General features: G+C 36.7%; 11 protein-coding genes. 5 read left to right on the top strand and 6 right to left on the bottom strand.

Annotated features, from left to right (window positions below; translation table 11 throughout):
• Positions 1-32: 32 nt before the first annotated feature.
• Complete coding sequence (locus tag PL8927_RS00030) at positions 33-653, bottom strand: Uma2 family endonuclease (protein WP_083616285.1); 621 nt, start codon at positions 651-653, stop codon at positions 33-35.
• 203 nt (positions 654-856) lie between these two features.
• On the opposite strand from PL8927_RS00030, the gene PL8927_RS00035 reads away from it, so the two are divergent.
• Both PL8927_RS00035 and PL8927_RS00040 read left to right on the top strand, forming a co-directional pair.
• The gene (locus tag PL8927_RS00035) at positions 857-3,964 is read left to right on the top strand and encodes an AAA family ATPase (protein WP_083616287.1); all 3,108 of its coding nucleotides are present in this window, start codon (positions 857-859) and stop codon (positions 3,962-3,964) included.
• Between the two features lie 180 nt (positions 3,965-4,144).
• Positions 4,145-6,637 carry a tetratricopeptide repeat protein gene (locus PL8927_RS00040; protein ID WP_197047266.1) on the top strand — a complete coding sequence of 831 codons (2,493 nt, stop codon included), beginning with the start codon at positions 4,145-4,147 and terminating at the stop codon, positions 6,635-6,637.
• Between the two features lie 50 nt (positions 6,638-6,687).
• Here PL8927_RS00040 and PL8927_RS00045 read toward each other — a convergent pair whose 3' ends face one another.
• Both PL8927_RS00045 and PL8927_RS00050 read right to left on the bottom strand, forming a co-directional pair.
• A complete protein-coding gene (locus PL8927_RS00045) occupies positions 6,688-6,909 on the bottom strand; it encodes a hypothetical protein (RefSeq protein ID WP_083616291.1) in 222 nt (73 codons plus the stop codon).
• Positions 6,910-6,930: 21 nt separating this feature from the next.
• The gene (locus PL8927_RS00050; RefSeq protein WP_083616293.1) at positions 6,931-9,789 is read right to left on the bottom strand and encodes a class I SAM-dependent DNA methyltransferase; all 2,859 of its coding nucleotides are present in this window, start codon (positions 9,787-9,789) and stop codon (positions 6,931-6,933) included.
• Positions 9,790-10,095: 306 nt separating this feature from the next.
• On the opposite strand from PL8927_RS00050, the gene PL8927_RS00055 reads away from it, so the two are divergent.
• The gene (locus PL8927_RS00055; protein ID WP_083616295.1) at positions 10,096-11,931 is read left to right on the top strand and encodes a patatin-like phospholipase family protein; all 1,836 of its coding nucleotides are present in this window, start codon (positions 10,096-10,098) and stop codon (positions 11,929-11,931) included.
• Positions 11,932-12,058: 127 nt separating this feature from the next.
• Here the strand turns inward: PL8927_RS00055 and PL8927_RS00060 are convergent, their stop codons facing one another.
• Positions 12,059-13,342, bottom strand: a complete 1,284-nt coding sequence (locus PL8927_RS00060) for a pentapeptide repeat-containing protein (RefSeq protein ID WP_083616304.1) — start codon at positions 13,340-13,342, stop codon at positions 12,059-12,061.
• 317 nt (positions 13,343-13,659) lie between these two features.
• On the opposite strand from PL8927_RS00060, the gene PL8927_RS29065 reads away from it, so the two are divergent.
• Together PL8927_RS29065 and PL8927_RS00070 are read left to right on the top strand one after the other, a co-directional pair.
• Positions 13,660-15,150 carry an adenylate/guanylate cyclase domain-containing protein gene (locus tag PL8927_RS29065; RefSeq protein WP_407947364.1) on the top strand — a complete coding sequence of 497 codons (1,491 nt, stop codon included), beginning with the start codon at positions 13,660-13,662 and terminating at the stop codon, positions 15,148-15,150.
• Positions 15,151-15,211: 61 nt separating this feature from the next.
• The gene (locus tag PL8927_RS00070; protein WP_083616298.1) at positions 15,212-16,684 is read left to right on the top strand and encodes an MBOAT family O-acyltransferase; all 1,473 of its coding nucleotides are present in this window, start codon (positions 15,212-15,214) and stop codon (positions 16,682-16,684) included.
• Between the two features lie 27 nt (positions 16,685-16,711).
• On the opposite strand, the gene PL8927_RS00075 is transcribed toward PL8927_RS00070, so the two are convergent.
• Positions 16,712-19,381 carry a tetratricopeptide repeat protein gene (locus PL8927_RS00075; protein ID WP_083616300.1) on the bottom strand — a complete coding sequence of 890 codons (2,670 nt, stop codon included), beginning with the start codon at positions 19,379-19,381 and terminating at the stop codon, positions 16,712-16,714.
• A 25-nt stretch (positions 19,382-19,406) separates the two neighbouring features.
• The gene (locus PL8927_RS00080) at positions 19,407-22,106 is read right to left on the bottom strand and encodes a zinc-dependent metalloprotease (protein ID WP_231505863.1); all 2,700 of its coding nucleotides are present in this window, start codon (positions 22,104-22,106) and stop codon (positions 19,407-19,409) included.
• Positions 22,107-22,378: the final 272 nt, after the last annotated feature.

Below are 22,378 nucleotides of genomic sequence, written 5' to 3' on the forward strand. Positions count from 1 at the left end.
GACATTTCTAAATCTTGAAACCCTTTCACTTCTTACTGTTCCCTGTTCCCTGTTCCCTGTTCCCTTTCGCGTAGTGCTATAAAACTTTCAGGGAAAGAAACATCTTCATAAACAGCAGCAAGAGAACCAGAGAAATTAACACAGGTTAACTCTAGTTCTTGATTTCCTCGATAACTATAAAGCTCCCATCTCCCCTCTGTATTCCGTCGAAAACAATCAATGCGCTGGCGGTTTTGACTAATTAATACATATTCTTCCAAGGTTTCTAATTCTTGATAATCGATAAATTTATCCCCTCTATCAAAGGCTTCTGTAGAGGATGAAATTACTTCAATAATCAAGCAGGGATAGCATTTAAAATATTCAAAATTAACATCGCGTGAGTCGCAAGTCACCATAATATCAGGATAGTAGAAAATATTTAAACTTTCAATCCGGGCTTTCATATCAGCAAAATAAACACGACAACCGCTTCCCCGAATATGATTTCTTAGCATAGCCAGTAAGTTAGCGGTAATAGTGACGTGAGCATCACTCGCTCCAGCCATTGCATAAATTTTACCTTGGATATATTCATGTTTAATCGGGCTATTTTTTTCTGATTCTAAATATTCTTCGGGGGAAAGATAGGGATGAGCTTTATTAAACGTCATAGATTAATCCTCCTGAAAATCTAATTCTAACTGTATTTCTGTATTTTGAGTTTTGCGATAATCCTAGAGGTTGTAGCTTCATGGTACTGAGTTTATCCCCTTCTCTATTTTTGTTGTAGTCCAACTAACACAAATTGCGTTAAAATAATATTGATCAATGCAGCAACCTCCTAAAAATTCCCTATTTACAGTTGTGAAAACCTATGATTCCCCAAAAACTGACCCTAAAAAATTTCCTTAGCTACCGAGAAGCGACCCTAGATTTTAGTGGATTACATACCGCTTGTATTTGCGGTTCTAATGGGTCGGGAAAGTCATCTTTATTAGAAGCAATGGCTTGGGCAATTTGGGGGGAGAGTCGGGCAGAATCGAAGGATGATATTATCTATATGGGAGAATTAGAAACCCAGGTTGATTTTATATTTATTAGTCAGGGAAACTTATATCGGGTGATTCGTAACCGCCGCCGAGGTCAATCAGGAGCGTTAGAATTTCAAGTCGCAACCACCGTTTTACAAGAAATTGAAGATTTAGATAAAATTAAGTTTCGTCCCCTAACAGAAAAGGGAATATTAGCCACCCAACAGAAAATTATAGACTACTTAAAATTAGATTACGATACTTTTACTAATTCCGCCTATTTGCGTCAGGGAAAAGCGGATGAATTCATGATCAAACGTCCAGCCGAACGCAAAGAAATTCTGGCGAGTTTGTTAAAATTAGATCAATATGATGGCTTATCAGAAAAAGCCAAAGACTCAGCGCGTGACTATAAAGCCCAGGGGGAAGTTTTAGAACAAACTTTAACTGCAAATCAAGCCCAAATTGAACAAAAATGTCAACTTGAACAGGAGATTATTCAACTCCAAAATACCGTTGATCATCTGCAAGAAAAACAAATCCAAGACCGGGATAATTATCAACAGTTACAAGCGCAACAACATCATCGTCAAGCTTGGGAAAAATTATTAACCGGACAACAACAACAACATCAGACTTTTGCTCAAGATTATCGACGTTTACAACAGGAATTAGCCACGACACAACGCCAACGTCAGGAACTTGAAGCGGTATTACAACAGGAAACAGAAATTCAAGCCGGATATAATAATTTTATCACCCTACAAACTACCGAAGAAACCCTATCGGCTCAATTTAAAATTTATCAAGATTCTCAACAGCGTCGTCAACAGTTACAAGAACAACAACGTCAACATCTTAATACCTTACAACAACAAATTCAAACCCTACAAGCTCGTTTAGAAGCGTTGACTCAACAGGAACAGGATTATTTACAAAGTTTAAGCCAAAAACCCGATATTGAAGCCGGGTTAGAACAGTTACAAACGGCTCGAACTCGTTTAAATCAGTTTGATCAATTGCAATTAGAAGTTACCCCAATTTTACAACATCGTCAACGGATTCAAACGGAGTTAGATCGGGCTCAATCTCGTCAACAAGCAAGGTTAGAGGAATTAAAAACCTCTGTAGGAAAACTTCAACGAACGCTCCAACATCATCGCCCCCAATTAGAAGCACAATTACAAACCACTGCTGATCAAATTACGGAATTAGATAAGAAAAAAGTCTATCAACTGCGAGTCAGAGAAAAGGGACAGGAACGTCATCATTTTATCGATCGCTTGAATAATGTTAAACGGGATTATGAAGAAAAATTAACAGAACTAGAGCAGAAAATTCAACTGTTATCAAAATCGGAAACAGAGGAAACAGAAACCGCCGAATTACCTTTGTTGCGATCGCAATTTCCCCCCTGTCCTCTGTGCGATCGCCCCTTAGATGAACATCACTGGAATTTAGTTATTTCTAAACATCAAAACCAACAACAGGAATTCAGAAACCAAATTTGGGTTATTCATGAGCAGTTAGTGGTTGCGGATCGAGAACTGAAAATTTTACAGGAGGAATACCGACAAATTCAACAAGATTTATTACCCTACGAAGAATTGCGAGAACATCGGGTAAAAATTCAAGCTCAGTTAGAAAGTTTGTATCAAGATGAACAACACTTACAACAACTGGTTTTAGAACAAAAGGCGGTTCAAACCCTATTAGAAACAGGTAATTATGCAACGGATTTATATGCAGAATTGCAGAATTTAGAGCAGAAGTTAAGCCAACTTAATTATAATGAACAAAGCCATGCTTTAGCCAGAAATGAGGAAAAAAGGTGGCGTTGGGCGGAAATTAAATATAGTCAAATTCGAGATGCTCAAGACAAATTAAATAAAATTCAGGTTCAAAAACCTGAATTAGAAACTCAAATTCAAACCTTAACCCAAACCTTGAGCGAACAGAAAAATAATTCTGAAATTCAACAAGAAATTCTAGCGTTAGAGCAAAAAATTAATCAAATGGGTTATAATGTAGAAGAACATAATCGCATCCGTTCCCAGTTACGTCAAGCTCAAGTTTGGTTAACTCGTACCGAACAATTAAACCAAGCCAAACAACAATATCCAATTCTTCAACAACGCATTGAAGAATTAGAAACCCTAACCCAAGAACGAGCAAAGAATTTGCAAGGAATTCAAGGTCAAATCGAACTATTACAACAGCAATTAAAAGAAACTCCCGACCCCACAGAAGCGTTAAAACAGTTAGAGCAATTGATTCAACAACAACGGCTAAAATTAGATAGTTATTTAGGTCAATTGGGAAGTTTACAACAACAACAAACTCAAATTGATCAGTTAAATGTTCAACAAACGGAACTTAAAACTCAATTAGATACCGTCCGCCGTCAATATCGGGTTTATCAAGAATTATCGCAAGCCTTTGGCAAAAATGGGATTCAAGCGTTAATGATTGAGAATATTTTACCGCAATTAGAAGCAGAAACCAATCAAATTTTATCTCGATTATCTGCTAATCAACTTCATGTTCAATTCGTAACGCAACGCACCGGACGCGGTAGTCGCTCTACCAAAAAAACAGCTAAAATGATTGAAACCTTAGAAATTCTAATAGCAGATGCGAGGGGAACTCGTTCTTATGAAACCTATTCTGGGGGGGAAGCTTTTAGAATTAATTTTGCGATTCGTTTAGCCTTAGCTAAATTATTAGCACAACGGGCGGGAACGTCTCTACAAATGTTAATTATTGATGAAGGTTTTGGAACCCAAGATGCGGAAGGATGCGATCGGTTAATTGCTGCTATTAATGCGATCGCCTCTGATTTTGCTTGTATTCTGACTGTTACTCATATTCCCAGTTTAAAAGAAGCCTTTCAAGCTCGAATTGAAGTGCATAAAACCAGTCAAGGATCGCAAATTTACCTCTCCATTTAAGCAGACTTCTAATCCTGATGAGTAGATCTTACCCCTATAGGTTTGCTACCTTAGTCTCTGTCCGTACTGGCCAGGAGGAGGGGAAGAATAAAAGAAGACGATAATCAACAGTCAATAGTCAAACGTCAACCCAAACCCGAAATGTGTCAAACTATAAAGGATGGGTTGGAGAACTCGGACTTGGTTAAGCAGACAAAGCTATTTACGCAACAGGATCAGCAGGCTAATGCTGGTGCTGCATCTCGTAAGCGTCTTGATTTTTTGGCGTGGGTATCCCGAAGCAGCGCCATTTTGACGTTAGTATTACTGTCGGCGGGAGTCAGCGTTGCTCAGTCTCAACCCCTGAAGTCTCCAGAGCCGAAACCCACGACTCCGACTGAAAAGATATCCCCGACGGATCGACTGGAACTCGAACAACTGCGAGAACAGCAGCGCTTACAAGAACAGGTTCAAGCGGAAGCTCAACGGGCCTTTAAACAGACAATGACGCTGTTTAATCTGTTGTTAGGACTCTTAGGGATTTTATTAGCAGCAACCTTAGTGGGATTATGGTTATTGCGGCGTTCTGTTGTTCGAGAAGTAACGATTATTGTTAAAAATCATCTGAATGAATTAGGGGATTTAGAAGGCAAAATAGCAGCCGCCAATCAACAAATGCAAGCGGTAATTCAAGAAACCGATCGCATTGCTGAAGATTTGCATTTAGAAACCCATAATTTTCAGGATGAATTAGGAAGCCAACGCAGTCAAATTGGGGAATGGTTAACGGAATTATCCCAAGTTCGTCAACGGGCTTTACAAGACTTTCAAGAAGAAACTCAACAGGTTGAGCAACAACTTCATCACTTAGAAATTGAGTTTTCTAAACAACTGTCAGATTTACAAAACCGAGCCAGTAATCAACAAAATTTAATCTTACAAAATTTAGATAAACTGGGAACGAATTACGCCAACCATCTTACGGGGTTACAAGCGGATGTAGATGGACAAAAAAATACGGTTTTAGAGCATTTTAAACAATCAGAAACGGTTTTAACGACCCAATTATCGGAATTACAACATCAAGTTCAAAATCAACGCGATCGCCTCTTCCAAAGCCTAGAACAAGTAAGTGTAGAATTCAGAACAACGGTGTCCGGTTGGCAAACTGATGTGGAAGGACAAAAAAATACCGTAGGTCAGAATTTACAACAAATTGAAGCGGAATTAGTTCAAGAGTTATCCCAACTGCAAAAACAGGCAGAAACCCAAAAAGATCGGGTATTTGCTCGTTTAGAACGATATGAAACCGATTTTGCACCGCAATTAGAAGAAATTCGGATTAAATCGGAACAAAAAGCTCAAGAACAAATTGATTTAGCGTTGAGAAACTTAGAGAAATTTGGCAATGATGCCGTTACAAAACTCTCTGATTCTCAAGGCAGAATTCAGGGACAAATGGAGCAGAAACTCCAAAGAATTCAACAGTTAGAACAGCAAGCGGAAACCCAACTCGCTACCTATCAACAGCAAATTCAGACCCAGGTAGATGAAAAGTTACAACGATTACAACAATTAGAAGTAGACTATGCTGGGATTATTGCCGATAGTCAGGCGGGATGGAAAACCCAAAAAGAACGTATTGTCCAACGGTTAGAGAAGTTTGATCAAGATGTGAATGGGGTAATTGAACAGTTAAGAGGGGATTTACAAACCCGCAAGGATTCTACTTTTAAGAAATTGGATAAATTTGACACCATGTTAACGGAACAGTTAACAGAAGTTCAAGCAGATGCTAATACTCAAAAAGCGGGAATTTATCAAGAATTAGTGGCAATGCAGTCGGAAGCGTTAACGAGAAAAGATGAAATTCTCAAGGAATTAGCGGCAATTGCTCCGACCGCTTTAGTGGAATCGGCGGTATCAGAAATGATGCAAAAAATTGAAACAATTACGGATCAATTAGAACGGTTACAATCGAATAAACCGGAGCTATTTTTAAACGTCGATGATTATGTTCAACAGGGGAATGTTTTATTTGCCGAAGGACGTTATGAAGAAGCTTTAGGAGCGTTTCATCAAGTTGTAGAATTACAACCGAATGATTATCGAGCTTGGCTAAATCGAGGGATGGCTTTAAGTCGATTAAAACGTCAAAATGAAGCGATCGCATCTTATAAAAAAGCCTTAGAAATTAAACCCGATTATCATCAAGCTTGGGTAGATTTAGGCGTAACTTATGGTAAATTACAAAAACATCAAGATGCCTTTGAAGCCTTTGATCAAGCGGTGAAAGTTAAACCCGAAGATGGGGTGGCGTGGTTAAATCGGGGGATGGCGTTACAAGCCATTGAACGTTATTCAGATGCGGTGACATCTTTTGATCAAGCGATTGAATTTGATCCTGATAATTCTAAAGCCTGGAATTATCGAGGTTATGTTTTAATTAAGTTAAAACGGGGAAAAGAAGCGTTAGAAAGTTTAGATCGAGCGTTAGAATTAAAGCCCGATTATGCTGATGCTTACTATAATAAAGCCCTTAGTTATGCTCAACAACGTCAAACAGAATTAGCTGTTGAACATTTAGAGCAAGCTATTGATCTAAATACTCGTTATCGGGAGGAAGCTAAAACTGACCCAGATTTATATCCAATTGTCAAGTTTTTGCGTCCTAAAGCTAAACTTCAATCTTGAAGGGAATAGGGAACAGGAGGAAAACAAGTTTAGGTTTTAGGAGGCATTAATCATCCTTGAAGTTCAGGAATATGCTCATTTTCATAATTTTCAATTAAGATACCCAGAATATCCATGAGTGAGGCGAGGGGATGTTGTTCATCTTCGCCCACTTCATCAATGAGTTGATCCAGCCATTCCACAAGCTGTTGATAACTCGCTTCATCGCGGGGAATTACTAACCGATGAGCCAGGGGTTGCCACAATTTTTGAGTCTCTGCAATGCTCAACATTTTGTGTGCTAATTCTATTTTTTATTCTGGCATTCTAACACAATCTTCTGTAATAAATTCCTCAGCATTGTTAACAATAGGTGGCAAACCTGGAGCGACAACAGATAAACCTTGAGATTCCCGATTTGCGATTTCAAAATTTAATTCTAATAGCAACTTTAAGGGGTCATCTTTTGGTTTTATTCCATAAGCTTCTCCCACGGCTGTATCGAGTTCGGCTTGAACTTTGCGGAGGAGATGATCTCCGGGTAAATCCAAAGTGCGATAGAGTTCTCTTAAACTCCACTGATTTTTTGTCATCACTTTACGTCGTAATTGTCGTAATTTCACGGCTGATGCAGCTACTTTTTTAACCTGTGTTAATGTTGGGGATTGAGGAAACGGGAAAGAATCAAAAACTGTGTTAGATGTGTAGCGAAAATCGCCCTTTAAAGTTGAACAACGCGCCATAAACCAAGACCAATGAATTCCAGATTGAAGAATACCAAATGAGTAATCATCATTTAAGGAAAATACTTGCAAAGCATCATTCGGATGAATGTTGTTATGAATAAATTCAAAAATTGGGCGTTTAGTGACTCTTGCACAAACAATATATCGAGTAATTTTAGAAATTTTATTCAGCATCTCAGGCCGTCCTCTCCAAAATTTCCACCATCGCTGAAAATGAGACTGACGCGGGCCTGTTTCTCTATTTGTTTCCTGTTTTTCTTTCTCAGCATTAGCTTGCATTGCTGGCATCACATAAAGTTTGATATGCTCAAACGCTTTTCCATACTGCATTGCTGCAAAAATATCTTGACAGTTATTTAGATCAATTGCGTATCGAGAAGGCAAACTGTGGGGATGACTTAGAAGTTCATCTCCTGTTAAATAAGGGTAAATTACAGCTTTAGTTAAAGGATCTCTTAACATCATTTGAGCTTGATTATAACTCAATAAAAATCCCTCATGTCCGTGGGTTTGCCCTTGATAACAAGCTTCTGAATTAGCATTAATTGATAACTTTTTAGCTTGAGTCACATCAAGTTTTGCAGACAAAGCGGAATTGATTGTATCTAATTCGGCAATTTCCCAAGAGCTATTTTGATCATCTCCAAATTGAGTAAAAAGTTTCTTTTTGCCCTGTTGTTCGCCTTTAATCCAGTTAACAATAGAAACATGAACTACCGCATCCCCTGACCAAACTTGAGTAGAAATTGCTTCAGTAATTGTGCCACCATTGCCCACAATATAATCTAAACCGCCTTCACGAGAATAATTTTGTCGGATGGTATTTGTACCAACAAGTCCGGCGCGTCCATTAGGTTTTAATTCATCATGGGCGCGGCGAAACCAATAGACACAAAAATCAGCCCTTCCTGGTATTTTAGGATATTTTTCTCGGAGTCGGTGTACATAAGCAGCACCATATTCCTGCTGCATTTTATTTTTCGATTGATAGGGTGGATTGCCAATAATTGTATCCGCTTTTATCCAATCACAAAATAAAGCATCATCACAGCGAATATTTTGATCTAAATTATCAAGAGGTAACGCTTGATCCATGTCTAATGCTAAGTTCATCTGCACCCCATTAAGGGACTTATTTTCTTCATCCAGGGCTAATTTTTTAGCCAACATTAAGGTGATTTTGGCTAATTCCACTGCAAAGGGTTTAATATCAATACCATAAAATTGGCTAGTTTTTACTAACGACATCGTACCAATCGTATTAGCAGCACGGGTAAAGTTTTGATGAATCTTAGTGAGTAATTGGGCTTCTAGTCGCTTGATTTCTCGATAAGCAACATACAGAAAGTTACCACTCCCACAAGCGGGATCAAGAACTTTAAAATTAATTAATTCTTGTCGAAGTGCCAGTAAGTCTTTTAAGGTATTGGCGGCTTCAATTCGTTCTCGCCAAGGGCGGATAATCGTCGGCAAAACTACTTTTTGAATATCGGCTTCGCTGGTGTAGTGAGCACCTAACGCATGACGTTCTTCTTTACCCATACTAGACTCAAATAACCCGCCAAAAATCGCAGGTTCTACTTTTGACCAGCGTTCTGTTGCTGCTTCTAATAATAAGTCAATTTCGCTTCGGGTAAGGTGTATGGGTTCAATTGTTGAGAAAATTCCCCCATTAAAATAGGGTACATTATGATAGTGACTGTTTTGAGGAGCCGGGCGATCGCTTCCCATCTGTCGAAATAAACCCCCAATTAAATCATAAGAACTAAATCGATTGGTTTGGCAATTTGTTAAAAATTCAGTGAATAAACCTCTGGGAAGTAAATCAATATCTTCAGCAAACAAAGCGACTACACACTGAAGAATAAACCGTTGAGCCGTTTCTACTGTTTCCCCTCGCTCTACTAAACGATTAAAAACTTGAGCTACTTTATTAGCAGCATTTCGAGTTACATCAATTTTATTATTATTAAATACAGGCTGTTTATTTTCGGGAAACAGAAAGTTAAAAGCAGTAAAACGATCCGGTAATTCTTCCAAACTTACCCGATCTACAGGTTCCCTAAGCTGAAGATCAAAATCATAAATCCAAAATTCATCAAAATTACAAAGCACTACATATTTAGGACGTTGGGGCACTAATTCTAACCAATATTCAAAAGCTTGTTGATAGTATTTTTCTAGTTTTTCTCCTCGTTTTTTCATTTCTAATAATAATCGAGGTCGCCACAATAAATCAGCAAATTTTGTGGTTTTCCCTTTGGCTTTTATCCGATATTCTAGTTCTGCTCCGGCTTGTTTATAACCTTGATGACCAAATGCTTGAAACAGGCGATCGCAAAATACTTGCGCCTCCCCTTTTTCGTCACCTTTCAAAGTTCGGGCGTAGTCAATAAAGGAGTTAATATTAGTTAGTGTATGGGTCATTCTTCTATTTCTCTATGGATAATAACAGGGTCATATAGCAAGTCTAAATGAATTGTACACTCATAATGATCAAGATTATTAACCCCAAAAAATGGACACAAATTCGGTGTGTAGGGGCGAGGCGCGCCTCGCCCCTACGATTATTTGGATTTCCTGCTATTTGTACACCAGATTTCATTAATTATTAATAGCACTAACCCGATCGGATGCCTTTTTCCCTTTTCAATAATCCTTGACTTTTGTGAGCTTTTCTATTAGAGTAATCAATATTGGTTTTATTATATTTCTGACCCTCAATGAGTTGTTATGGTATTAACAAATTCCTCTCCTAACCCTCGTCCTATTGCTCTTAATTTATCAGGAGGAATTGCCCTCGGAGCTTACATGGCTGGGGTGTGTTTTGAATTAGTTAGACAGGCGAGAAAAGACAATTCTCCCCTGTTAATAGATTTGATTACAGGCGCCTCTGCGGGAGCGATGACGGGAGCTATTACAGCTTATTATTTATTAAATCGAGAGATTCCCGATAGTGAATATGAATCCCAAAATCTTTTAGAAAGAGCTTGGGTAGAACGGGCCGATATGAAAGATATTGATACGGTTTTTGCGATTGAAGATTACCGTCAAGCCTTAAAGAATTTATTTAAAAGTCAAAATGAGAGTTTATTGTCTCCAAAAGGGATTAAAAATATTGCTAATTTAATTACTGAAAATACAGATCAACTTAAAGTTCATCAACCTTTAGCTTTAATAATGACGGTCACGAATTTACAAGGACTATTAGTAACTTATGAAAATAAATGTCAGAATTATTCCGGTGTTCCTGCTATTAATCATGCAGAAACTCGTCGCTTTTTGTTTCATTCTGAGTTAAATCGCCAAGATAATCGCTTACAAAATATCTGGGGAAAAGTGATTGATACTAGCTTAATTTCTGGGGCGTTTCCCTTAGCTTTTCCTCCGGTTCAAGATGCGTCTAGTATTAAAAGTTATAACTTAAAAAATCTCAGTCCGGCTTATTTTAAAATTTGCTCTGATTCCGGTGAACAACAGCTAGATTCAGCATTACCAATGTTTTGTCCAAAGGGGAATGGAGAACAACTTAATTTTTGGTATAGTGATGGTGGAATTTTAGATAATTTACCGATTCTGAAAGCGATTGATTTAGAAGCCAGTATTCAATTAAGTTCTTCTCCCAATTCAGACTATTTAATTCAAGAGGAAGGTCGAGATTTTATTAAATTTAGTCATGAATTTAACCGCAGTGTCAAAACAGAACGAGATCAGCGACTTTATGTTTATGTTTCTCCCTATTCTTTAGAAAATTTAGAAAGTAAACCCAGCTTGAAAAAGAACGATTTTAATTTGTTTGATTTGTTGTTTGGGGGATTAAAAATTCCATCGATTCAACAAGATGCGATACAGTTAAAACAGATAGTTAAAATTAATGAACAAGTCGATTACAAAGAAAAGATATTATCCCATTTAGAAACTTTGTCAAAAAACTCGTCTGGGGAGACAATTTCTCAAATTAAAGCTGACTTAGAAAAAGCAATTCCATATCATCATATTCAATTATCACCGATTACACCTTTAATTTTAAATCAAATTCCAGCCATTGAGAATTTAGAAGCGAGAAATGAACTGGAACATCTTTATCAAAAATTTCGCTACTTATTTAAAACGCCTGTAGTCGAAAAACCGACGGATGCTGATCAACTATTAGCCTCAGATTTTCTCAATGCTTTTGGCGGATTTTTCGATAAAAAATATCGAGAACAGGATTTTATTTTAGGAAGACTTTGTGGCTTAACTTGGCTACATTTAAACGTTTCAGAAATTCATACTCAAAGTTCAATTTCAACGTTAAATAAAATCTTTAATTCGGGTCAAATTCAATTTGATAATCCCAAAGTTAAAGATTTAAAAATTAGCTATAGAATCCGCTTAATCCGAATATTAGTTCGGGCGCTACGAATGATGACGGCTCAAACTCAAATGAAAAATAGCAATAAAATTTTACTCTGGCTGGCTCAAATTGTTTTACTTCCCTTATTCCTTCTGATTGAACTTCTATTAACCTTCGCGTTAATGTCTACTGAAATTGTTGAACTTTTATTAGAAAAAATCCATCATCAATAGAGAACACCGCCGAGGAGGGTTTGGTGAGTATTCAAGGTTGACAGAAAACCCGCCCCGACAACTTTAATACCCCTTGATGATCCCTCTAATTCTTAGTGTCTTAGTCTCTTGGTGTTTCCCCCAATAATTATCGCTCTAATTTATTCGGAATTCCTTCACAACCTCCAGGGATAGTTTTTCGAGATTGAGAACCACACCATGCACAACAATAATAGCGATTTTCTTCAGATAAATTATCGACCCCAGTAAAGTCAGCATTTTCAACAACAGCCCCCGTATGTTCTCCCGTAGTAAAATCAGGAATTAATGTGCGACTGCGGGGAGATGCTGTTTCTGGGGAACCATAAAACAGTCTTATAGCACGCAAATTTGTATAAGATAAATTGGCTTCATAGAGAATAGATCTCGCTAAATTAGCCCGAACTAAATCACATCCCCTTAAATTAGCTTTAACTAAATTCGCATCACTTAAATCTGTGCGTCGGAGGTCAGTTTGAGATAAATCTGCACCCGCTAACATCGCCCCTAAATCAATCACTCGCACCCCATGAGCGCGATCTTCTGCATAATTACCATTTCCATCTAACATCGGACGTCCGAGATGGCGATCGCGTTGTAACGGAGTAATTAATTTAGCTTGGGATAAAAACCGCAGAATTTTAGCTTTTCCTTCAGAATCCACACTTTTAACAATCGCAGAGGTTCGTCCTTCAGCAATTACCCGTTCTTGGGGCCAATCTTCTAATAATCCTTGTTCTCCTAATGCTAAATCCGAAACCCCTTGGAAATAAGCATCAATGGTTTGTTGTTGGGTAATTCGGTTTTGTTGCATCGTTAAATCTCTGGAAATAATATACTGTCTCCAAGCCACATAAACGGCGAGAATAGCAATTAAAATTTGACCTAATGCTCCTCCTAAATCCCCCAAAGCGCCAATCGCATCCCAATTAATTGTAATATTACTGATTTCATTTTCTGTGTTAGCATTACTAAAAATGACTAACCCAATTAAAGAGCCTAAAATCCCAAAACAAGCAATAATTAAACTCCGCCAACTTGCCGGAATTAAGGTTGTCCAAACTTTGCCCCAACCTGACCAGATTAAGCGTAGGGAGACTACCAATGTCGCTAAGGCGCTGGCATATCCTAGGGTAATATTATCGACTCCTAACGCTAAAATCATCAATGCCATCGCCGATAGCACCACAATTGAACCCGATAGATAATTGGGATCATCCTCTAGGGTTAGATCTGGGTTTTCGATCTCCCAAGATTCCCCAGCGTTCAGTTGTATCTCCTCCATTGGGGGTTGGGGCTGAGGAGGTTCGGAAGGCTGAAGTACCCCACCATTCAGGTTTTCAGGGTTCTCCTGAACGCCTTGGGGATGAGATGAGGATGAATTTGGCTCCATTGTCATCGGTTAACCTCATTAATAGCAGGGAATAGGGAACAGTTTAACAGTTCACCATCTAGGTTTGCTGCGTCAGTCTATGTGACTGTTATATATTGATGGTGACAGATTATTTTCAGTTAAATTATCCTGATTTTAACTAAATCCGTCTTAAAATTGGATCAGGCTTCAGGGGTGTGAGGTTTTCGGATAGTAATATTTTCAGAAAGAGCCTGTGCATTGTGAAATTTTGAATAGATTGATTAATTATAGATCCAAATTGGGGAAAAAGGAACAAAAATTATTGTTGATAATAATCGTAAGGTAGAACCAAAAAAATGAATTTACCAGAATTTATTGATGGGCATTTTGACCAAAAAAATAGATATTTAGAGGAGCAATCACAATTCATGTCAAAACAACTGAAATTATTTTTTAAACTTTTGAATGCTCGTCTTTCTCGATCAATTGCAATCTGGGTATTTTCCAGCTTAATTTTTGTGGAAATTATGATTTTAATTCCTTCAGTTTATCAACGTCAAAATCAACTTTTACAACAATTACCTACAATATCTTCTAGTAAAATTGCCTGGATGATTGAAACTTATCCTTATAATTCTGATGCTGAACTTTTACAACAATTAAGTCATTTACATCATTTGAATCCTGAAATTTTAGGAGGAACCGTTTATAGCCAAACCGGAAAGTTAATTGGTCAATTTGGTGAGGCTCCCGCTATAAGTTTTTCACAAGCAATACAAGGAAAAACCTTATATTTGCGTCAAAATCAGGGCGATCGCTATGATGTAGCTTGTAATACGGTTTTGATCAAAAATAAATATCTGGTGATTATTCGCCATGATGCTTCTAGTATTTATGCTGATATTTATGCTTATATTTTAAGAATTGCTGGCTTGGTTTTAATTATTTCTATTTTTGTTACCTCAACGACTTTATTTATTTTAGGAAAAACCGTTATTCTTCCGATTCTAAAACTGCGATTAGATTTAATTGAAGCGGGAAAAGCTATTATTAATAACCAGCCTACCCCAAAATTTTATTCCCAATTAATTAAAAGAAATGATGAACTAGGTGATGTAATTGACACCTTTAAAACCCTGTTTGATCAAATTTATCAAGCCACTCTGGAACGAAATCGGGCTGAAGCAGATCTGCGGTTAGAAAAAGATAAATCAGAGCAATTATTACTCAATATTTTACCCTTTGCGATCGCTGAAAAGCTAAAACAAGATCAAGGTTGTATTGCAGAGCGGTTTGAAGAAACAACGATTTTATTTGCCGACCTAACGGATTTCACCGGACTCGCTTCTCGCTGTTCTCCCACACAAATCGTAACTTTTTTGAACGAAATTTTTTCAGAATTTGATCGGCTTGCAGATAAATACCAATTAGAGAAAATTAAAACCATTGGTGATGCTTATATGGTCGTTGGGGGTATTCCAATACCCAGACCTGATCATGCAGAAGCGATCGCAGATATGGCATTAGAAATGCAACAGATTATTCAACAATTTCGTCAACAGGATAATCAATTATTAAACCTTAGAATGGGGATGAATACAGGGCCAGTTGTTGCCGGAGTGATCGGATTAAAAAAATTCAGTTATGATTTATGGGGAGATGCAGTTAATATTGCTTCTCGGATGGAATCTCACGGTTTATCAGGACAAATTCAAGTCAGTCAAACCACCTATCAAAAACTCAAAGAGAACTATTTATTTGAAGAACGCGGTATGATTTTAATCAAAGGTAAAGGCGAAATGCGAACCTATTGGTTAACAGGGAAAGCAGGGGAGGAGAAAAAATAATTAACTTGCGTCTTCTTCAACCGTCAACCGCCAACCGTCAACCGTCAACCGTCAACAATTCATGACCTTTATTTCAGTTACCTACGGACTATTTTTATTAATTTTATGGGGATTATATTGGATTATTCCTTGGAAATCCTGGCGACTTTTTATTTTATTAACCGCAAGTCTAATTTTCTATTCTACATTACAAATTCAATACATCCCCTTACTCTTACTCTGGACAGTCTTTAACTTTGGTTTAGCCTTAACAATTGTAGAACCGCAAGAATGGGAAATCCCTCATATTTCTTGGAATCGTCGGCGCTCTTTTTTATTAACATTAGGAATTGTCATTAATGTTTTAATTTTAGTAGGGTTTAAATATTTACCCTTTATTTTTAATATCCTCGGAACAGCCGGGAATATTCCCCTGATTATTAATACCGGAAGTTGGATTGATCAATATGTCATGGCTCCTTTAGGGTTAAGTTTTTTCTGCTTTGAATTAATCGCCTATTTAGTCGATGTTTATCGAGGCGCACCCCCAGCAACTTCTTTACTCGAATTTACCGCTTATAAATTATTTTTTGCTAAATTAATTTCCGGGCCAATCACTCGTTATCATCATCTCAATAATCAGTTTAAAACCCTAAAATTCCCTGTTCCCGAACAAATTGCAGATGGATTATGGTTACTGGCTAGAGGTGCTATGAAAAAGGGACTTTTAGCCGATAATATTGGGATTTTAGTTGATCTCAGTTTCACTAATTTACAACGCGCCGGAAGTGGGGATTTATGGTTAGCAATCGTTGCCTATGGATTACAATTATACCTTGATTTTAGCGGTTATGTCGATTTAGCCAGAGGAACAGCATTACTCTTAGGATTGAGTTTACCGATTAACTTTGATGCTCCCTATTTTACCACCAGTATTGCCGATTTTTGGCGACGTTGGCATATTACATTAGGGGATTGGTTGCGGAATTATTTATATTTTCCATTAGGCGGTTCTAGGGTAGGATTATTTCGCACTTGTCTGAATTTAATCATTGTAATGTTAATCGCTGGAATTTGGCATGGCGCCGCCTGGGGGTTTGTAGTTTGGGGAGGATTACATGGGTTAGCATTAGTGATTCATCGCCTCACAGAATCAATATTTACAAAATTATCAATTACCTGGATTTGGAAAACTTTACCCGGCGTTTTAATCGCTTGGTTAATCACTCAATTAATGGTATTTACCGCTTGGATTTTCTTTAGAATTCCCAATTTACAAGATTCTTGGTGGGTGATTAATCATTTATGGGGTCATCCGGCTGATGTACAATTTGCTCATAAAGTTTATGTTGAATCCTTGGGTTTAGAACGACACAATCTTGTTATTTTATTATCCTCTATTTTTGGATTAATGACTTTAACAACATTCCTAAATCGAGGATTAAAATTAGAGTTAAATTGGACTGTAAAACTGGCTTTAGTTCCCCTGAGTTTCTTCACCGTTTGGCTATTAGCACCTGAAGGCGGTTTACCTTATATTTATTTTGATTTTTAATTGTTATAAAAGGGTATAGGGGAGATTTCAACCCATTTCTACTGCTTCCAGCAAACTCAAAAATTGGTTAATATCAATCAAAATATCTTCTGAAAAATGTTTAGGATAAGTCAACCGATGAAGATAGTAACCCGGAAGGGTTTCGCCAATATAATAATAGTAATCTAATTCGACTAAATTACTAATCCACCAATAGCAATGATAGACATAATTCGGAGAAAATAACTCAATAACTTTTGTTCCCGGTTGACAAAATACTAAATTTGTTAAACCACTCCCATGAGGTGCAATAATTAGTTCAGCTTGGGAAAATAACGCCGCTTGTTCGAGAACAGACATCGATTCTAATTGAACAGATTTGACTCCAAAGGGTTCTAAAACCGTTAACAATTCATCCTCATTTAAAATCCGACGACTTTTTGCTGAATTTCGAGTAATATAAATCCGTTTTAAACAAGGTGAATTTGAAATAGAATTAGCAGTCAAAAAATGCTGTTTTAAAAAATCGCACGTCCATTTTGGCATCCAAGCAACACAACCCGGAAAAGAAGGAACAATTAACTCCCTTGCTTGAATATGATGAAGTTTATGAATATTAATTTGTTGATTTTCGGGAATTCCTAATAATTCTAAAGTTTCCTGTTGGAAACTAAACCGATTATCAACAATAAAATAATCAATTTTATCTATATTAAAATTACTTTTTGTTAATAATTCAATACGAGGTAAAATATCTAACATCCAGTGAAAATAAACCGAATTTGAAAGTCCTGCTAAAACAGCAACCCTGCCGTTAATATTATGAATAGGAGGTAATTTTCCCTGGGATAAAATAGAATGTTGACTCGGATGTTTTGCGGGATGACTTGGACTTAATAAAGGAAATTCAGGAGAAAGATCCCCTAAAAAATGCTGTTCATTGGTTAAAATTGCTGATTGAGTTTGATCAGAACTTAACCAAAATCTTCCTTTAGGAATTTTAATCACAAAAGCAGCAGGAAGTTGAATCTGTTGACCAAATCTAAAACTAAAATGAATAGAATAATCAAGGGATTTGGGAGGCTTTAAATTAACAATGGTTTCAGGGTAAATTTGTAGATAATCCAGTTTATTTAAAGGTTCACTTTTGAGCCAATCTTCTGTTAATTCATCAAACTGAGTCGGAGGATTAATCGGTTGAATTGCTGAAATATCAAGATCGGATTTTAGTTTTCCAGCATCCAATAAATAGTTGATTAAATTATCAACCAAAACAGCAATATTTGATTCATTTTTCAGAGCTTTTTTGAAATAAAATAAACCTGCTTTAATTTGATTTTTATAGAACAATAAAAATCCTAAATACATTAAATACAAAGCGGATTCAGGATCAAATTTTAAACATTGTTTTAAGCAGTAAATTGCTTCATTTATTTCTCCAATATTAAATAAACTATAACCTAAATTATAATAAGCTTCAGTCAGATTCGGCTGATAATAAATTGCTTCTTTAAAATGGGTTATAGCTTTTTGAAATTCTTCTAATTTTAACCAACATTTTCCAACTACTAAGTGATAAATTGCTTTCTTATTTTCAATATAAAATTCACTATCATTAACAGTATTGATCCCAGATAAAGAACCTGACAAATTTGCACCCAAATAACATTGTAGTGCTTCTAAATAATCCTGTTTATGCTTATAAAATATATTCCCCGAACTTAAATAAACTTCAAAATTATTAGGCGCAATTTCTTGCGCTTTTTTAAGCAAAATTAATGCGGAATTTTGATCAAAATCAGATAAAATTTTACCGAGACAAAGATATAAATCTATTTGAGCTTCTAACGGGAAATATAATAATTTCAAAAGTTGAATAGCAAGGGGATTAATATTAGAGGTTGATAGAGTTTCGTCTTGAACTCTTGAAATTAAAGCTTGATAAAATTGAGGCTGTCGTTGCATCCCGTGTTGGAGAGCATCAATCCCTTGTTCAAATAATCCCCTAATTATTAAACTAATTCCTAAATCACTGTAAGCGGGTGCATAATTTGGTTGAAGTTGAATCGCATTTTGAAACGCATTAATCGCAGCTTCCCAGTGTTGAATTTGAGTTAAACAGAGTCCTAATTGATAATAACTTAAATAATCTGGAAAACGTTGAATAACAGCTTGATAACATCGAATTGCATCTTCAAACTGTTCCAGTTTTTGATAAAGAATGGCTTGATTAAGATAAGCTTTAACAGCATCAGGTTGCAATTCAATCGCCTTTTGCCACATCTGAATTGCTGTTTCCAAATCTCCTTGAAGCGCGATGGCATGACCTAGATTATCATAAACCTCAATATCAGGATCACACCATTCTAATATAGCTTCATAAATTAGTTGAGCAAATTGAAAATATTGAAAAGATAAATAATCCCTAGCTTTAGATTTTAAAAAGTCTATAAATGCCGTGATTTCTGCTGCTTCCAAATCTAAATTAAATTGGGTAAAAGCAGAAAACCAAATCGTTTGAGCTTGAAATAAATCTCCTTGCAATAACCAAGATAATCCTAAATACCAATAGTTAGAAACAATATCAGGAGACTCTAAAATACATTGTTCATAAATTGATATAGCGTCTAAAAATTGTTGTTTCTCAAAATAACTATTTCCTTGCTCTTGGAGTTTATTGATATCAGGAGTTTGATTTGAGGCTATATGATCTGACATTAGACACCTGTTTTTGAAGATAAACTTAATTCGATTGGACTTCTGCCTCTAATATTTTTTGAATCCGATTATGAGTTTGTTCTAAATGTGCTAAGGTATAGGCATTCATCTTATTTTGATGTCGTTTTAACGTCGTTTCCAACTGTTTATTTAACTGTTGAAGTTGATACCAAGCTAAGGTTTCTGCATCTTCAGGAACGGTCATTTTTCGCAAGACCATCTCACTCAAAATTTCTAAATGTTCCCGTTGTAAAGAACGCCGAATACTAGAAATCTCAATCTCTCCATTATTAGCTAAAATTTCTGCCCAAATTCCATTTTGAACCGTTTCAAATAATTCCGGTAAACTTAAAGCATTATTCGCTGTTGTTTTTAACTCTAAATCTCGTAAGCGAAATAACCGTGTTGAAACAAACAATTCGCGTAAAATATAACGCTGAAACCAACTAATTCGGCGGGTAATAGGATAATCTAAAGCACTATTTTGATCAGGATTTGCCCAATCTGACCAACGCGCAGGTGCTAACTGGTTTAATAGATTGGGAGAAAACTTAAAGATTTCATCGGTAAATACATAAGTTTGCAAAAGTTTTAAAGCATTGCGTTGTTTTTCAATCGAAATAGACTCAAAAGGTAAACGACGATATCCTTCTCCTGCTCTGGTTCGATTAAAAGATTGTCCGCCAATATACAGCGTTAAATTAATCGCTTGACTGGAATAATAATCAAAAATTGTATCAAACATTTTCCGCATTTTATCATAGCCTTCTCCGTCACGAGGGGTATAATTTTCTAACCGTTTCCACATCTCAACTGCATTATCAAATTGCCATTGAGAATATTTCAACATATCATTACTTAAATCTCTTGTATTTGTGGCTGGGTCAAGAAAAACCCCCCAGAAATCTTCATCCGTTGCATAAGCTAATTCCGGTTGATTTGCTCGTTTAGCAATCTCTTGTAACCCTTGCCATTCTGCTTCTGTTGTTGGACTCGCAATCGGTTTATAACCATATTCAATTGCCCATTGATCATAGGGCCCTATTTGGGTGGGAAAATAATCGCCCTGGGGTGTTCCTTGAGGAGCTAAATTAACCGGAAGATAATCCATTACTGAACTGACTAATCCCTTAGTTCGAGTGATTTCAGGATTATTTAATTCCTCTGGAGATAGGAGAGTGCTACCTTGAAAATTATGTCTTAATCCCAAGGTATGCCCGACTTCATGGGAGATTAAAAGACGGATATATTGTTGAATATAGTCTTTTAGTTTAGGACTATTAGGCGTAACATTTTCTAACAAGGATAAGGCAGTTGTCCCAATCATTAATTGTTCATTAGATGCCTGGTGAAAACAAATTTCTTCAGCAAAATTAGCAGCAGACTTATGATTAGATTCTGTTGGAGATTTTTTAGCCATTGAATAGGCATATAATCCAATTGGGCAAGCTTGATTGGCTGTATTCAAGGTAGAATTATTATTTCCATCTTCCTCAAATATTATTGCAGAAGTATTTCCTAAAAATACTCCGGCTCCCTCTTGGATACCTTTAATACCATTGCTTTCGATAATAATATCAGCATCTAATATTTCTCCAGTTAACGGGTTAATATGGGAGGGGCCGTAGCCACTAAAGGGAGATTTAAAGGAGGTAGACCAACGAATCGTATTATAACGCACATCCGCCGGATTCCAAGGCGCATTATCGGGCATTTGCTCCACTTGAATAGCATTAATAAATCCGGCTTGCTCAAAGGCTTTATTCCAGAATAGAATTCCCTCTCGAATCGCATCCCGATATTCTAAAGGAACCGTATTTTCAATCCAAAATGTAATCGGTTTAACGGGAGGAGAAAGGTCAGCATTAGGGTCTTGTTTTTCCAAATTCCAGCGATTAATATAACGAACAATGGAAGATCGATCTGTTCGTCCTGATAAATCTTTATAGGTGGTTGTAAAATATCCGACTCGTTCATCGGCTAACCGAGGACGATAACCATTATTAATAGGAACGGCTAATAAACTATAGCGAACTTTTAAATTAAAAGTGCGGTTATCGGGTAAGGAAGGAATCGATTTTGCTTCCCCATATTGTCCGAGAGAGAATCCAAATATAGACTCAATTTCAACGTTTTCAGGAAAGGATTGAATCTGAGAAATATAGGATTTACTCGGATCAATAGAATAATTATTCTTTAAAAACTCTGAATATTCAATCATTAATCCGGGTAAATCACTGGCACTATTAAATAAATCACTAATTTCAATTAATACCGTTTTTCGTTCGGGATGAATACTTAAAATTGGCAGAGTTTTTAAAACAGATTCACTGAAAGAACGATTGACTGAACGAATTTGAGGATCGTTTTCATCAGTCCGAAAATTAATATTAGGAACAACAATTTGAATTTGATTTTGCACCAAACGGAATTGAAACAGCAAATCCCTGAGATGAGTTCCGCTTACAATTCCTTGTTCTCCAATACCCGATTCTAAGGTGGCAAAAGACAGAAAATTTTGATTCAATTGTTCAGGTTTTAATTCTAAATAAACTTTTCCCGACTCTTTTTTCTGATAAATTGTAAATAAACCGTCTAATTTTTCACTTCCTTGAATCACTTGCTCAAAGGGTTGTGGGGTAACTTGTTGAGCCACTAAATATCCTCTAAATTCGGAAAAAGAAACCTCCTGAGCATTGACTTGAGATAATCGTACAATTATCATTAAAAATGATATTAAACCCAACAAAACGAAACGTTTTGCCTTTCTAAATTTGGTCATGATTCGTACTATCCCTTTTGGTAATCTGGTTTTCATATTTTCAATCCCAAAAAGTCAGTGATCAGTTATCAGGTTGGGGTTGACAGTTGGCGGGTACGGGCGGGGCTATCCATCGGTGTCAACTTAACCCAAAAACTGGTGATTATAGCCCAGATTAGATCCCCCTAAATCCCCCTTAAAAAGGGGGACTTGGATCTCCTGTTCCCCCCTTGTTA

This window comes from Planktothrix serta PCC 8927, from assembly GCF_900010725.2.
Taxonomy (GTDB): domain Bacteria; phylum Cyanobacteriota; class Cyanobacteriia; order Cyanobacteriales; family Microcoleaceae; genus Planktothrix; species Planktothrix serta.